The sequence below is a fragment of the Selenomonas oralis genome (genome assembly GCF_051603425.1).
Classification (GTDB): Bacteria; Bacillota; Negativicutes; order Selenomonadales; family Selenomonadaceae; genus Selenomonas; species Selenomonas sputigena_A.
On the sequence record NZ_CP194411.1, the window covers coordinates 779,996 to 794,022 of the forward strand.

Genomic DNA, 14,027 nt, shown 5'->3' on the forward strand with positions numbered 1-14,027 from the left:
TTTGCTTTCTTGTATTTTCATTGTGCCAAATCTCTTTCTTTCCACGGTCGCCTGCCGCATGGAGAACACACGCAAAGAAACTGCTCTTTCCATGCTCAAGGAAAAGCTCCCCATCGAAATGATCGCACGCATCACAAATCTGTCGGCGGACGATATCCGGGCTTTGGCAAAGGAACATTCCCTGCTGTAAGCAAACAGCGATAACAGCCCCTGAAACGACGAGCCGCACCGCACGCCAAAGTCCATTCCCCTCAATCCGTGGCGGTGTCTTCCGTCATTTCTCCCTGCACTTTCCCGTCTTCATTTTCCTCCACTGCGCCCCTGGGGCCGCTTGCTTTGAAGTTGTAACCCGGCTTCAGCACCTCAATGACATCGACGGAATCACGGATGACATCGATGATGTCGGCGAGCGATTTGTATGCCATCGGGGCCTCATCCAAAGTGCCTTCTCCTATGCTCGTCGAATAGACTCCTTCCATTTCTTTTTGGAACTCTTCGATCGTGAATCTCTCGCGCGCCGTCGCCCTTGACATCAGGCGGCCTGCGCCGTGCGGGCCGGAGTAATTCCATTCAGGCTCGCCCCTGCCTACGGCGAGTATGCTGCCATCGCGCATGTTGATGGGGATGAGGACGAGCTCGCCCTTGTGCGCGGCGATCGCGCCCTTCCGCAAAATCCCCTCTTCCGTATCGATGTAATTATGCACCGTATGAAACGCCGCCCCGGGCGTGATGCCGAGATGCGCGAGCATGATTTCTGCGATCTTCTCGCGGTTCAGCTCGGCAAAATGCTGGCAGATTGCAATGTCGTGCAGGTAGTCGTCAAGGTACTTGCCGAAAAGGAACGCGAGATCGGCAGGGACTTCCGGCTTCGTCGGACGAAAGTTCCGGTGCAGCTCCTTGATCGCCGCCTGCAGCTCGGCACGCCGTCCCTCCGCTTTGTAGCGGCGGATCATTTCATCACGCATTTCAAAGAGCGCCGCCTTGCCATGCGACAAATCAACGGCAAGCGACTGGTAGATCCCGGCGACCTGCGTACCAAGGCTGCGGCTGCCCGTATGGATGACGAGATAATTCGTACCGTCCGCCGCACGGTCGATCTCAATGAAGTGATTGCCGCCGCCGAGCGTACCGAGACTTTTCGCAATGCGCTTTACATTCTTGAGATCACGGTAGCAGCGAAGCGCTGTGAAGTCGAACTTCGCCTGCCTGCCGTCCCAGAGCATCCTGCCGGAAGGAATGCGGCGGGCCGCCTCATCCACTTCGACGAAGTCGAGTTCCGCCTTGCCAAGGTTGACCGTATACATGCCGCAGCCGATATCCACGCCGACAAGGTTCGGCACAACCTTGTCCGTCACCGTCATCGTCGTGCCGATCGTGCAGCCTTTGCCCCAATGGACGTCAGGCATGATGCGAATCCGCGCGCCTTCGGCGAACGCATAGTCGCACATGCGCCGAATCTGTTCGACGGCTTCATCCTCAATGACCTTCGCATAGGCGATTGCCGTCGCAGCCCTGCCCTTGATTTCCAACCGTTCCATTCGATCTCCCCCTACATCCTTTGGTTACTCCTTCGTCTCCTTCATAATCTTCAATCCCTTGCCTTCAGGCTCTTCCCTCTGCGGACGGACGCCCCCGAAATGCGGCTCGCAGAAGGGCGGGCGGCGGCCTGTCCTGCGGCAGTCCGGGCACGGGCTCACCACACAGCGCACGACGCCCAGGTGATACAAACAGTCCGCGCACGGCGGGAACACGCGATGACGCAGCCTCTGCAAAACACCCATCAAAAATACCTCCCATAAAAACGCTTCACCGTCCTCTGCGGCATTTTCCTTTTCTGTTCACAGTATAGCAACCCGACCTCCTATTCGGGTCGCTCGCCGCGCGACATTTCCTGTTCTTTCTTCCAGCATAGCAAAAGGCATGGACAGCTTTTGTCCATGCCTCAAAATATTTTTCAAGCCTCTTGCTGCAGAAATCGTACTTCGTATCACCAAATACTGTTGCTGATAAAGTGCAGCTGATTCTTGATCTTATTCACTGACTCATTGACCTCGACTCTGACTCGTTGGATGGTCACGCTTTCTCCCGGATTCAACAACTCGATCGGCTTGGACTGCGCACTTGATATTCGTCCGCTGCCAAGGAAATCATCAAGCAGAACGATATGATTTTCCGGATTCCTTGTAGTGAAATGGAGAATATTTCTAGCTACAAGATCTCTGATCTGCTCAAGATACAGCCGTGTTTGACGATTCGGCTCATTGCGCGCTCCGGCACGCGTGGACCAGCCACAGTGTGTCAAAACGACCAATTGAATTTTCGGAGAATGCGAATCATGCGGCATAATCCTGCGAAAAGGACTCGACGGATCAGATAATGTCTGCAACAGAAGTTTGAACGAGTTGATGGACTGCTGATCTGTTCTGACCGGCACGATCAAAGCATCTGTAGCATGCCATGCCAAATGCGTCGCCCCCGCGAAAAACGGTGATGTATCAATGAGGCATTTATCCGTTTCGGTTTCTTCCATTTCACGCCGAATCTCTGCCCGCAGAGAAAACAGCATACGATCGAGCAGATCCTGTTGCTGCTGTCCGGCTACACTCATCGCCTGCCCCATAGCAACAGCCATTTGTGAAGGAAAATTATACAGCGCATCCGCCGATGGAATGAAGTACACACTTCGCTCTCGAAAATAAAGATTCGTAGCACCCACATATTGCGCAACACGACTGGCGTTCCCCAAGCCGGGCATGAAATATGGCAGCAGCATATCATATGCCGACACTTGCACGGATTGATAGTATGTATCATTATAAAAATAAGAAAGATTTCCCTGAGGACATGTATCGACGGCGAGCAGATTTTCTACCAAATAAGACAGATTGAATGCCAACGAGGTCTTTCCTATTCCACCGCGAAGATTGCAGATACAATATGTAGGAAATTTCGGCAACGATAATGGCTCCGCCTTATTTTCTGCAATAGCATTTTGCCGCATCAATAGCGCCTCTGTAAAACACATAAAAGCATACCACCTTCCAAACACTCCCTATGTCAATCTTCTTTCTCATATTATAGAAAAATCTGCGGAACTAGTCAATAAAAATTCTTGCTACGAAGTCTCATCATATCCTTAATCGTATGAGAAAACCGCCTTCCCAACAGGGTTAGGCGGTTTCCCAAAAGCATTTTTCTTAAGGAAGCGCGGATAAAATGAAGTCGCCCGGATTTGCACAGATGCGCTGTATCTATCGAGGAGACAAGCTGAACGTACAAACGTCCACTTTGTGGACATTGTGCGCTGCCCTTACATGAAACCAACCAATCGGTCTGCGACTTCGGCTTGACCTCTTGGGGGTTCAAGGTAAACCGCAGGCGTAACAGCGCTACGTCGAGGATTTGTCGATGACGAGAGAACAGTGCAGATGTGCGAAGATGGGTACTGAATTTATCCAGGCTTCCTTAATTTGCAGCGAATACCTTACTTCTTCTCCTGCGCTTTTGCACAATACTCGGCGATCTCAAGATTCCATCCCGGCGTCACCGCTCCGGTTTTGACGAAGTTGTCCGCCAGCGCACCGAGGGCGACGAAATTCGTCCGCACACCGCCGCGGTCACAGGCGAACTCCACGGAATTTTCCCTGCGGATGCCGAGATCGCCGGCGACAGCGACAGCGTCCATGTTGGCGCCGAGGAATATGAATTCCCAACCATGCTTTTTCTCCTGATGCTCGATGAGCTTCTTGACCTTCTTCGCCGTGTAGCGCACGCTCGAATTTTCAAGGCCGTCGGTCGTGATGACGAACATCGTGCGCACGGGACGGTCCTCTTCGCGCGCATACTTGTGGATGTTGCGGATGTGGTGGATTGAGCCGCCGACAGCATCGAGGAGCGCCGTGCAGCCGCGCGTGAAGTATTCCTTCTCCGTCAGCTGCGGCACTTTTCCAATGGGAACGCGGTCGTGGACGATTTCCACCCCGTCGTCGAAGAGCACGGTAGAAACGAGAACATCCGCGCTTTCCTCCTGCTGGCGGCGCAGCATCCCATTGAAGCCGCCGATGGTGTCCGATTCCAAACCCGACATCGAACCGCTGCGGTCGAGGATGAATACCAGCTCCGTCTTGCCCTGCTTTGCTTTCTTTTCTTCTGTCATGATAAGCATCTCCTTTTTTCTTGTACTGCTTTTCTCTGCAATTTTCTTCTGCAGGGATATTGTAGCAAGAAAAAGGCGAGCCTTGGTCGCACGAAAAGCGACATTTATCATAAACGTGCAAGAAGCCAAGCCGAAGGCGCGGAATGGTTGTCCGCTTTCATGCAAGAGAGGTACGGCCAACCCCTTTTGCAGGGGACATTGTCCGACAAGCTTGCCGCAACCTTACGGCAGCGTTTCCATTCCTAATTCGTACAGTGCATCGTTGACTTCGTCGAGATCGCTGGCGCCATGCTCGACAAAGTAGCGCACAGCGAGATCGAACTTATTCGCCGGCGAGAACGCATATCCCGCGCTTGCCAGCAGATCCGCCGCATCATCGAGATTGAGCTGCAGTACGATGATGAAGGCGTAGAGCGTCTTGGCCTTCGGGCGGTAATCCTTGCGGCGCATCTTGGAAAAAAGCTTGCGGTCAACGCCCGCCTTCGTATACACCGCGACCTCCTCCAGCCCGCGTTCACGAATCATGCGCAGAAGCCTTTGCGAGCATGTTTCCTCCGGTTTTAGCAGCCGTTCTGCCATGCTTGAAAAAAGCCCCGCTCCCACAAGGCCAAAAACGATCGGCTTTTCTTTTCCCTGCGGCTCAGAATCCGCGCGGCTCTTTGCACGCGCTTTCTCCGACTCCTGCAGGCTCTCCTGAATCTGCGGCAGTTCCAACGTCAGCGCAGCTTCCGCACGCGGCGCCTCTTCCAGAGGCTCACTTTCCGGCCGCCAAAATTTATCGATATAGCGGCACAACGCCTTGAGCATCCCGCGATCCACAGGCTTCGTCCGAACACGATTCTTTCGATCCATCAGAAAATTCCTCCCCTATCCCTTGCCCAATCACACACGCATATCCCCGGCTGCATCCCGGCCCACACTTCCCTTGCCAAAACATTTCACAATCCTTACCAGCCCGAATTTTTTTGCAAAAAAGGATTGACATACAGCAGCACTTGGCCTATAATAGCTTTTGTTGACAACACAATATCTCAATGGGGTATAGCCAAGTTGGTAAGGCACGGGATTCTGAATCCCGCATGCGTTGGTTCGAGTCCAGCTACCCCAGCCACGCAATCGAACGCCGCGGAAGCGGCGTCTTTTTTTTACACTGAAACCCCAAGAACTCAAGCCCGAAGGGCGCAGAGTGATTGGTCGGTTTCAGGTAAGGGCGGCGCACAATGTCCACGAAGTGGATGTTTGTGCGTGTAGTTTACGTGAAACCCCAAGAGGGCAAGCCGAAGGCGCAGGCCGATTGGTCGGTTTCAGGTAAGGGCGGCGCACAATGTCCACGAAGTGGATGTTTATGCGTGCAGCTTCCCCTAAGCACCGCACGTGAATTCAGTGCTGCGACAGCAAGAGTTTCAACGCGAGCTGCTTTTCATTCGACAGTTCGCAGATCAGCGTCAGAAGATGCGGATCAATGCCGGCCTCCGGCTTCGTCTGCTTCGAGGCGGCCTTCCCGACAACGCTGTTGAGCTCCTCGACGGTCAGATCGAGGGCGCGGCAGATTTTCAGCACATTGTCCATCGCCGCGCCGCCGATTGAGCCGTTGAGGATGGAGAGCAGCGTCGTGTAAGGCATCCGGATCTTCGCCGCGAACTCCTTCAGATTGTAGCCGTTCGATTTGATCAGGGATTTCACATAATCCTCACGCGTCACGCCTCTCCCCCCCTTTCCTCCTGTTCGAAATAGATGCCATATATCTAGGTATTATACAGGCAAACAGCAAAAAAGAAAACGGTCGATACAAAATCCCCTCATCTTGTATTGATAAATCTGAAAATTTATGGTACGATAAGCGCAGGTAGAAGAATGGAAATGCTTTCCCTTTTCAGGAAACGAAAAATCGTATTGCTCTTAGGTGAAATATAGAATTTCGTTCCATCTGCACGGAGAGCTTCCCACCCGGGCGCGTCCCGGGGGAAAGGAGAATTTCATGGAGAAAGCAACGGTCATCGTGATCGGCGGCGGCGCCACAGGCGTCGGCATCCTGCGCGATCTCGCGATGCGCGGCATCGACGTCATGCTCCTCGAAAAAGCCGACCTCGTCAACGGCGCGAGCTCGCGCTATCACGGGCTCCTGCACAGCGGCGGACGCTATGCTGTCAAGGATCAGGAGGCGGCACGCGAATGCATCGAGGAAAACACCATCCTGCGCAAAATCGGCAAATCCTGCGTCGAATCCATCGGCGGCATGTTCGTGCGTCTCGACTCGGACGATGCCGACTTCGAGGCCAGCTGGGTCGAGGGCTGTAAGGTGAGTGGCATCGAGGCGCGCCCTTTGACGCTTGACGAAGCGTTCCGCATGGAGCCGCGTCTCTCGCGTCATATCGTATCCGCCTACGCTGTGCCGGATGCGGCCATCGACGGTTTCCGCATGTCCTGTCAGAACGTCCTCTCCGCCGCCCGCTACGGCGGCCGCTACAAGACGTACGCCGAAGTCGTCGGCATCCTGCAGAAAAACGGCGAGCTCGAGGGCGTGCGTGTGCGGAACACCCTCACAGGAGAGGAATACGACATCGCCTGCGACATCCTCGTCAACGCAGCGGGCGGCTGGTGCGAAAAGGTTGCCGAGCGCGCGGGGCTCAACGTCCCCGTGCAGCCGGACAAGGGCACGCTCATCGCCTTCAACCAGCGCCTCGCGAACCACGTCGTCAATCGCCTGCACAAGCCGTCGGACGGTGACATCTTCGTGCCGCACGGCTCGATCACGATCCTCGGCACGACCTCGATGAGCATCGACGATCCCGAGGACACAAGCTCCTCGCACGAAGAAATCGAGGCCTTGATGAAGATCGGCGAGCAGACCTTCGAAGATCTGCGCCACTACCGCATTCTGCGCGCCTTCGCCGGCTCGCGCCCGCTTTACAAGCAGCCGGGCGCCTCGGGACGCGGCGCCTCCAGAGGCTTCGTCATCCTCGATCATGAAAACGACGGGCTCAAGGGCATGATGACGATCGTCGGCGGCAAGTTTACGACATACCGCCTGATGGCGGAGCGCATTTCGGATCAGATCGCCGAAAAGCTCAACGTCAAGACGCCGTGCCGCACGGCGGAAGAGCCGCTCGTGCCGGAAGTCAGCGAAGAGGCGAAGAAAAAAGCCGCGAAGTACTTCCCGTCCTTCGGCACGAGCCTCGCGGCGACGCGTCTCGGCCCGGAGGCCTTCGATCGCGTCGTAAATAAGCTCGAGACCGACCCCGATTCGCGTCTCCTCGTCTGCGAATGTGAGAACATCACGCTTGCCGAAATCGAGGAGATCGCCCAGCGCGACGACAGCCATGTAATCAACGATATCCGCCGCCGCACGCGCCTCGGCATGGGCACCTGCCAGGGGAATTTCTGCTCCCTCAGGGCCGCCGGCATCTTCCACCGCGTAGGCGTCAAAGAGTCCTCGAAGGACTCGCTCGGCCAGCTCCGCGGCTTCCTGCAGGAGCGTTGGAAAGGCGTGCGCCCCGTCCTCATGGGACGCAACGTGCGTGAAACGGAAATGACGCGTGCTCTTTACGAGCTTTCCTTTAACGTCAACGGAGGCAAGAAGGCATGAGGCAAAGAGATACCATAGTGATCGGCGGCGGCTTTGCCGGCCTGATGGCAGCCATCGCCAGCGCGAAAAACGACAAAAATACAACCGTCATCCTGTACGGATCGGGCTCTTTCCCCTTGAACAGCGGGCTGATCGACATCCTTGGCTACGATGCGGCGCACCGCCCCGTCCAGGATCCCCTCGCTGCTCTCGAACAGCTGCCCGAAGAGCACCCTTATCGCCGCATCGGTACGGAGGCCGTCGCCAAAGGCGCTGCCTTTTTCCAGAAGATCATGGAAGAGCAGGGCTTTCCCTACGTCGGCTCCCTCCATGAGCAGCAGCAAGTCGTGACGCCGGTCGGCACCCTGAAGCCTTCCTGTCTGGTGCCGCCTTCCATGCAGGCGCCGGACCTCGCCGGCAAGGACATCGTCGTTGTCGGCATCAAAGGGCTCAAGGACTGCTATCCCGAAATGCAGGCCGCCAACCTCAGAGAAACGCTCGGTGAAAGCGTCAAGGTGCGCACGGCGATGATCGACACGAAGCTCTCCAAGGAGCGCGACCTCCTGATTCTCGGCGTTGCGCGCTGGATGGAGGGAGACGGCGCAGGCGAAGCCATCCGTCAGCTCGCGGCCGAGGACGGCCCGGGACGCGTATTCATCTTCCCACAGATTCTCGGCGTCAACGGGCAGAGGGTCTACAAGAAGCTGCAGGCGGCACTGAAGGGCGACGTCATCGAAACGACGGCCATGCCGCCCTCGGCCAACGGCATGCGCCTGCGCGACGCCCTGATGAAAGCCGCGCGCAAGCTCGGCGTCGAATTCATCGAAAACGCCAACGTCGTCGGCCATAAAGCCGAAGGGAAGCGCTGCATTTCCATCCGCGTCGCAGGCGTTCGCCCCAAGGACTACCGCGCCGAAAAATTCATTTTGGCAACCGGCGGTTTTTACAGCGGCGGCCTCGTGATGAAAAACCTCGGCGAACCATATGAGCCGATCTTCGGCCTGCCCGTGGCAGGTGAAAAAGATCCGGACAAATGGACTTCGCTGGACGTCTTCGCCGAGCAGCCGTTCATGAAGGCCGGCATCAAAACAGACGAAGCGCTGCGCCCCATCGACGGGAGCGGCAGCATCCTTTTCGATAATGTCCACATCATCGGCCGGCAGCTGGCCGGCTACGACTTCTGCCGTGAGCACTCAGGCAACGGGGTGGCACAAGCCTCCGCCTACAAGGCTGCAATGGCGTGAGAGGAGGGCGACCCATGGAAAAAGAATTTGAAAGAGAAGAGACTACGCCGGATACGGCCGACCATTGCATAGCCTGCAGCTGCTGCGTCGCCAACTGCCCGGTAACAGAGGCGGCACGCGAATTCGCAGGGCCGAAGCTCGTCGGGCCTGCACACAGCCGCATGAAATTTTCCCAGGAAGACATCGAGCGCAGCCTCGATTACTGCTCAAACTGCAAAAACTGCGAGATCACCTGTCCCTCCGGCGTGCGCGTCGCTACGCTCAACATGCTCCAGCGCGGCGAATACTACCGCACGCACAAGCATTCGCAGAGGGACGACATGCTCGCGCACGGCGAGCGCATGTCGAAGCTCGTGCGCGCTCTGCCGCTCGGCGCGACATTCGCAAACCTCGGCATGAAGATCGGCAAGGCGCTCGGCGTCTTTTCCGCCGTCGGCATGGCCGGCGAGCGCAGTTTGCCCGCCTTTGCCTCCGAGTCTTTTTACAGCCTCTTCAAGAAGCTGCCGCAGAAGCCCTATGAGAAAAAGGTGCTCTTCTACCCCGGCTGCTACATCAACGAGTACGAGCCTCAGATCGGCATTGCCTTCATCAAGGTCATGCAGCAGAACGGCTACGAGGTCATCACGGACCGTGAATTCATCTGCTGCGGCTCACCGATGGTCGCTACAGGCTACCTGGACGAAGCGCACGAGCATGCGAAGAAAAATGCTGCGCGCATCCTCTCATGGAAAGCAAAGGGCCTCCCCATCGTCGCCTGCTGCACGAGCTGTTCCTTGATGCTCAAGCACGAGTATCACGAACTCTTCGAGGATCCTGAGATGCACGAGATTGCCAGCGGCGTCTACGATGCCTTTGAATTCCTCGAACTGATCGAGGAGCGTGGGGAGCTCAACGAGAATTTCAAGTCCATCGACCACCTTTACTCCTACCATGCGCCATGCCATTTGCGCGCATCCGGCATCGGCCTGCCGTCGTACAACTTCCTCAAGAGGATTCCCGGCCTTTCCATCGAGGAGCTCGCAGCCGGCTGCTGCGGTATGTCGGGCAACTTCGGCTTCAAGGCGGACAAGTACGATGTCTCGATGAAAATCGGGGAAAAGGTCTTCCAGCGCATCGCCGAGATCGGCGCCGACACCGTCGTTTCCGACTGCGGCACATGCCGGCTCCAGATCCGTCACGGTTCAGGCAAGAAAACCTGCCATCCGATCGAAATCCTCGCGCAGGCATACAACGCATAAGCTTGCTGAACCCGGGCAGCTCTATGATTGCCCGGGTTTTCATAAAAAATTTTCCCGCCGCTGCAGCATTTCCCGGAAGTTTGAAACGCTGCAGGCACAACGGGGACATTCCTAAAAAGAAAGGAGGCTGAAATTTATGCGAAGAATCGTTCTCCTATGCTCAGCGGGGGTCTCGACGAGCCTTCTCGTGCGCAAGATGGAGGAAGAAGCCGCCCGCCAGGGCTACGACTGCTCCGTCAGCTTCTTCCCCATCGCTGAAGCAGGGAGCGCCGTGCAGCTTGCCGATGTCCTGATGCTTGCGCCGCAGGCGAAGCACCAGCTCGGGGAGCTCAAGGTGCGCTATCCCAAAGTCCATTTCGACGTCATTCCGGAAAAACTCTACGGAGAGATGGATGCACCGGCAATCCTCGACCTCGCGCAGAAAGCAGCCGGCGACTACTAAGCCGCAGTGAAACCAATACGCCTATGCATCTCCCTGCGCCAATGCAGGGACGACCTCAAAAAGGGAATTGGGTACAAGAAAAAGGAGTGGTATTATGGGAAAGAAGTACGTCATGGCGCTCGATGCCGGTACGACAAGCAACCGCGCTATCATCTTTGATTCGGACTCAAAAATCATCGGCGTTTCACAAAAGGAATTCACGCAGCACTTCCCGCAGCCCGGCTGGGTCGAGCACGACGCGGAAGAAATCTGGAGCTCCATGCACGAAGTCATGCGGGAAGCCGTCGAGCAGTCGGGCATCGTCGCCAGCGACATCGCGGCCATCGGCATCACGAATCAGCGTGAAACGGCCGTCGTCTGGGACAGGGCAACGGGGCGCCCCGTCTACAATGCCATCGTCTGGCAGTCGCGCCAGACGGCGGATATTTGCGAAGACCTCAAGCGTCAGGGCTTCGGCGATGAATTCAAGGAAAAGACCGGCCTCGTCATCGACGCCTACTTCTCCGGCACGAAGGTCAAATGGATCCTCGACCATGTGGAGGGCGCGAGGGAAAAAGCCGAAAAGGGCGAGCTCGCCTTCGGCACGATCGACACCTGGCTCCTCTGGAAACTCACGGGCGGCAAGGTCCATATGACGGACTACTCGAACGCCTCGCGCACCCTGATGTTCAACATCCGCACCCTCGAATGGGACGACGCCCTGCTCGCCCATCTGGATGTGCCGAAAAACATGCTGCCCGAGGTACATCCCTCAAGTGAGATTTACGGGCACACGATTCCTTCCATCATCGGCGCCTCCGTTCCCGTCGCGGGCATGGCAGGCGACCAGCAGGCCGCGCTCTTCGGGCAGAACTGCTTCAACCCCGGCGAAGCGAAAAACACCTACGGCACAGGCTGCTTCCTCCTGATGAACACCGGCACGGACATCTGCATGTCAAAGAACGGGCTCGTCACGACGATTGCCTGGGGGCTCGACGGCAAGGTCGAATACGCGCTGGAAGGCTCCATCTTCGTCGGCGGCTCCGCCATCCAATGGCTGCGCGACGGACTGCGCCTCGTCGACTCCGCACCCGATTCCGAATGGGTCGCGAAGAAGGTTCCCGATGCCGGCGGCGTCTACATGGTCCCCGCCTTCGTCGGTCTCGGCGCACCGTATTGGGATATGAACGCCCGCGGCATGATCATCGGTCTCACACGCGGCACGACAAAGGCGCACATCGTACGCGCCACGCTCGACTCCCTCGCCTATCAGACGCGCGACGTCCTCGGCGCGATGGAAGCCGACTCGGGCAACCGCCTCGCCACGCTCAAAGTTGACGGCGGCGCTGTAGCCAACAACCTCCTCATGCAGTTCCAGGCCGACCTTCTCGGCGTCTCCGTCGACCGCCCGCAGATCACGGAGACGACAGCACTCGGCGCCGCCTACCTCGCAGGTCTTGCAGCAGGCGTATGGAACTCGAAGGAAGATCTCAAGAAGAGCTGGCAGCTCGACACACGCTTCGCTCCCGCCCTTGCCAAGGAAGAAGCGGACAAACTCTACAAGGGCTGGAGAAAAGCCGTCAAGCACGCCATGCACTGGCTGGACGACGAAGAATAAGGAGGTACGGACATGTATGACAATCTTCTCGGTGAATTTTTCGGCACACTGATCCTTATCGTCTTCGGCTGCGGCGTTTGCGCCACATGCTCCCTCGAAGACTCCAAAGGAAAGGGCGGCGGCTGGATCTGCATTGCATTCGGCTGGGGTTTCGCCGTGACCTTCGGCGTGTTCACCTCCATCTCGCTCGGCGCACCGCAGGGTGACATCAATCCCGCCGTGACCTTGGGCAAGATGCTCGCCGGCGTCTACACCTTCCAGCAGTTCCTCGCGACTTCTGCCGTCCAGATTCTCGGCGGCATCGTAGGCGCCGCCATCGTCTGGCTCGCCTATCTGCCCCATTGGGAAAAGACGCCCGACCCGGCGGCGAAGCGCGGCGTCTTCTGCACGGCGCCTGCCATCCGCAGCGCTTGGAAGAACTTCCTCTGCGAGTTCATCGCAACCTTCTTCCTGCTCTTCATGATCTGGGCGATCTTCTCCAAGCTCTGCGGCCCCTTCGTGCCCGGCTACGGCCCGTACATCGTCGGCATCCTCATCGTCGGCCTCGGCCTCAGCCTTGGCGGCCCCACGGGCTACGCGATGAATCCCGCGCGCGACCTCGGTCCTCGCCTCGCCCACTTCCTCCTGCCCATCGCAGGCAAGGGCGACAGCGACTTCTCTTACGGCTGGATTCCCGTCGTCGCCCCCCTCGTCGGTGCTGCAGCCGCCTACTTCGTAGCGCACGGCATCGGCATGCTGTAAGATAAAAAAATCATTTTCCAAGCAAAACAAAGCAGCCCGCTGCCTCATCCAATGTGTGCAGCGGGCTGCTCTGTTTTTCAAATGCTGGAGAGTGACCACCTTGCCAAAGCGACGGAATCCCTATAAAATATACTTAGAGTATATAAATCGAGGTGATTATCATATCACACGAACAAAAGCGAACGCTTTACCTTGAGAAAATCAAGCAGCTGCGCCTCATCGACGACACATTCTTCAACAGCTGTTTCGACGGCAGCATTCCCTGTATGGAAGTGCTGCTTCGCGCAGTGATGGGCAATGACCGGCTGCGTGTCACAGAGGTCATTACCCAACAAAATGCACCAAATCTCTACGGGCGTTCTGTGCGTTTTGATGCACTCGCAACCGACGGCAAAACAATTTACGATGTGGAGATACAACGCAATGACGAGGGTGCACTCCCGCGCCGGGCACGCTACAACAGCAGCATGGTCGATGCCCGCGAAGTCAGCAAAGGGACGCCGTTTCGCGCTCTGCCGGAAGCCTATGTCATATTCATCACCGAACATGACATCTGGAAGCGTGGCAGGCCGCTCTACACCGTGCGCCGAACATTTATGGATACACAGAACGTATTCGAGGACGGCACGCATATTCTCTATGTCAACGGAGAAGCCCAAAACGAAAGCCCGTTAGGCCGATTGATGCATGACTTTTTCTGTACCGAGCCGGACGATATGTACAGCAGCATACTCGCCGAACGCGTGCGCTTTTTCAAAGAAGATAAAAAGGGGGTTACGGCCATGTGCAAGATCATGGATGAAATTTACAAGGACGGCATCGCGATTGGCGAAGCTCGCGGCGAAGCTCGCGGCGAAGCTCGCGGCGAGGCTCGCGGCGAAACGCGCGGCATACTGCGCGGCGCAGAAACAGAGCGTTTAAAGAATATCAAAAGTCTCGTACAGCGCATGGGAATCACTGCCGAGGCTGCCATGGATGCACTGGGCATCGCCAAAGACGAGCAGTCAAAGTATCTGGCATTGCTGTAAAGCATTGCTCTATCAT

At 56.8% G+C, this 14,027-nt stretch carries 14 protein-coding genes and 1 tRNA gene; 9 read left to right on the top strand and 6 right to left on the bottom strand.

The window, feature by feature from the left end; translation table 11 throughout:
- The first annotated feature begins 58 nt into the window (after nucleotides 1–58).
- Nucleotides 59–190, top strand: coding sequence for a hypothetical protein (locus ACRTGH_RS03645; protein ID WP_438474658.1), 132 nt, complete (start codon nucleotides 59–61; stop codon nucleotides 188–190).
- Nucleotides 191–251: 61 nt separating this feature from the next.
- Here the strand turns inward: ACRTGH_RS03645 and ACRTGH_RS03650 are convergent, their stop codons facing one another.
- From ACRTGH_RS03650 to ACRTGH_RS03670, 5 genes are all read right to left on the bottom strand, one after another.
- Nucleotides 252–1,538, bottom strand: a complete 1,287-nt coding sequence (locus ACRTGH_RS03650) for an RtcB family protein (protein ID WP_368846821.1) — start codon at nucleotides 1,536–1,538, stop codon at nucleotides 252–254.
- A 24-nt stretch (nucleotides 1,539–1,562) separates the two neighbouring features.
- Complete coding sequence (locus ACRTGH_RS03655; RefSeq protein WP_368846820.1) at nucleotides 1,563–1,781, bottom strand: hypothetical protein; 219 nt, start codon at nucleotides 1,779–1,781, stop codon at nucleotides 1,563–1,565.
- Nucleotides 1,782–1,987: 206 nt separating this feature from the next.
- Entirely contained in the window at nucleotides 1,988–3,025 is a 1,038-nt protein-coding gene (locus ACRTGH_RS03660; RefSeq protein WP_368846819.1) for a ParA family protein, read from the bottom strand.
- 459 nt (nucleotides 3,026–3,484) lie between these two features.
- A complete protein-coding gene (locus ACRTGH_RS03665; RefSeq protein WP_368846818.1) occupies nucleotides 3,485–4,156 on the bottom strand; it encodes a vWA domain-containing protein in 672 nt (223 codons plus the stop codon).
- Between the two features lie 222 nt (nucleotides 4,157–4,378).
- Entirely contained in the window at nucleotides 4,379–5,008 is a 630-nt protein-coding gene (locus ACRTGH_RS03670; protein WP_368846817.1) for a hypothetical protein, read from the bottom strand.
- A 183-nt stretch (nucleotides 5,009–5,191) separates the two neighbouring features.
- Between ACRTGH_RS03670 and ACRTGH_RS03675 the strand changes: the two genes are divergently transcribed.
- A tRNA-Gln gene (locus tag ACRTGH_RS03675) sits at nucleotides 5,192–5,267 on the top strand.
- Nucleotides 5,268–5,536: 269 nt separating this feature from the next.
- Here ACRTGH_RS03675 and ACRTGH_RS03680 read toward each other — a convergent pair.
- Nucleotides 5,537–5,857, bottom strand: a complete 321-nt coding sequence (locus ACRTGH_RS03680) for a helix-turn-helix domain-containing protein (RefSeq protein ID WP_368846816.1) — start codon at nucleotides 5,855–5,857, stop codon at nucleotides 5,537–5,539.
- A 277-nt stretch (nucleotides 5,858–6,134) separates the two neighbouring features.
- On the opposite strand from ACRTGH_RS03680, the gene glpA reads away from it, so the two are divergent.
- The 7 genes from glpA to ACRTGH_RS03715 all read left to right on the top strand — a co-directional run bounded on the left by glpA (nucleotide 6,135) and on the right by ACRTGH_RS03715 (nucleotide 14,011).
- Nucleotides 6,135–7,742, top strand: a complete 1,608-nt coding sequence (glpA, locus tag ACRTGH_RS03685; protein ID WP_368846815.1) for an anaerobic glycerol-3-phosphate dehydrogenase subunit GlpA — start codon at nucleotides 6,135–6,137, stop codon at nucleotides 7,740–7,742.
- The gene (gene glpB, locus ACRTGH_RS03690; protein ID WP_368846814.1) at nucleotides 7,739–8,965 is read left to right on the top strand and encodes an anaerobic glycerol-3-phosphate dehydrogenase subunit GlpB; all 1,227 of its coding nucleotides are present in this window, start codon (nucleotides 7,739–7,741) and stop codon (nucleotides 8,963–8,965) included. Before glpA ends, glpB begins: the two co-directional genes overlap by 4 nt.
- Nucleotides 8,966–8,979: 14 nt before the next feature.
- Nucleotides 8,980–10,203, top strand: a complete 1,224-nt coding sequence (locus ACRTGH_RS03695; protein WP_368846813.1) for an anaerobic glycerol-3-phosphate dehydrogenase subunit C — start codon at nucleotides 8,980–8,982, stop codon at nucleotides 10,201–10,203.
- A gap of 136 nt (nucleotides 10,204–10,339) precedes the next feature.
- On the top strand, nucleotides 10,340–10,645 hold the full coding sequence (locus ACRTGH_RS03700; RefSeq protein WP_368846812.1) for a PTS sugar transporter subunit IIB: 306 nt from the start codon (nucleotides 10,340–10,342) through the stop codon (nucleotides 10,643–10,645).
- A gap of 94 nt (nucleotides 10,646–10,739) precedes the next feature.
- A complete protein-coding gene (gene glpK, locus ACRTGH_RS03705) occupies nucleotides 10,740–12,242 on the top strand; it encodes a glycerol kinase GlpK (protein WP_368846811.1) in 1,503 nt (500 codons plus the stop codon).
- 12 nt (nucleotides 12,243–12,254) lie between these two features.
- Nucleotides 12,255–12,983 (top strand): MIP/aquaporin family protein, encoded by a 729-nt coding sequence (locus ACRTGH_RS03710; protein ID WP_368846810.1) that lies wholly within the window; start codon nucleotides 12,255–12,257, stop codon nucleotides 12,981–12,983.
- Nucleotides 12,984–13,135: 152 nt separating this feature from the next.
- The gene (locus tag ACRTGH_RS03715; RefSeq protein ID WP_368846809.1) at nucleotides 13,136–14,011 is read left to right on the top strand and encodes a hypothetical protein; all 876 of its coding nucleotides are present in this window, start codon (nucleotides 13,136–13,138) and stop codon (nucleotides 14,009–14,011) included.
- The last annotated feature ends 16 nt before the right edge of the window (nucleotides 14,012–14,027 follow it).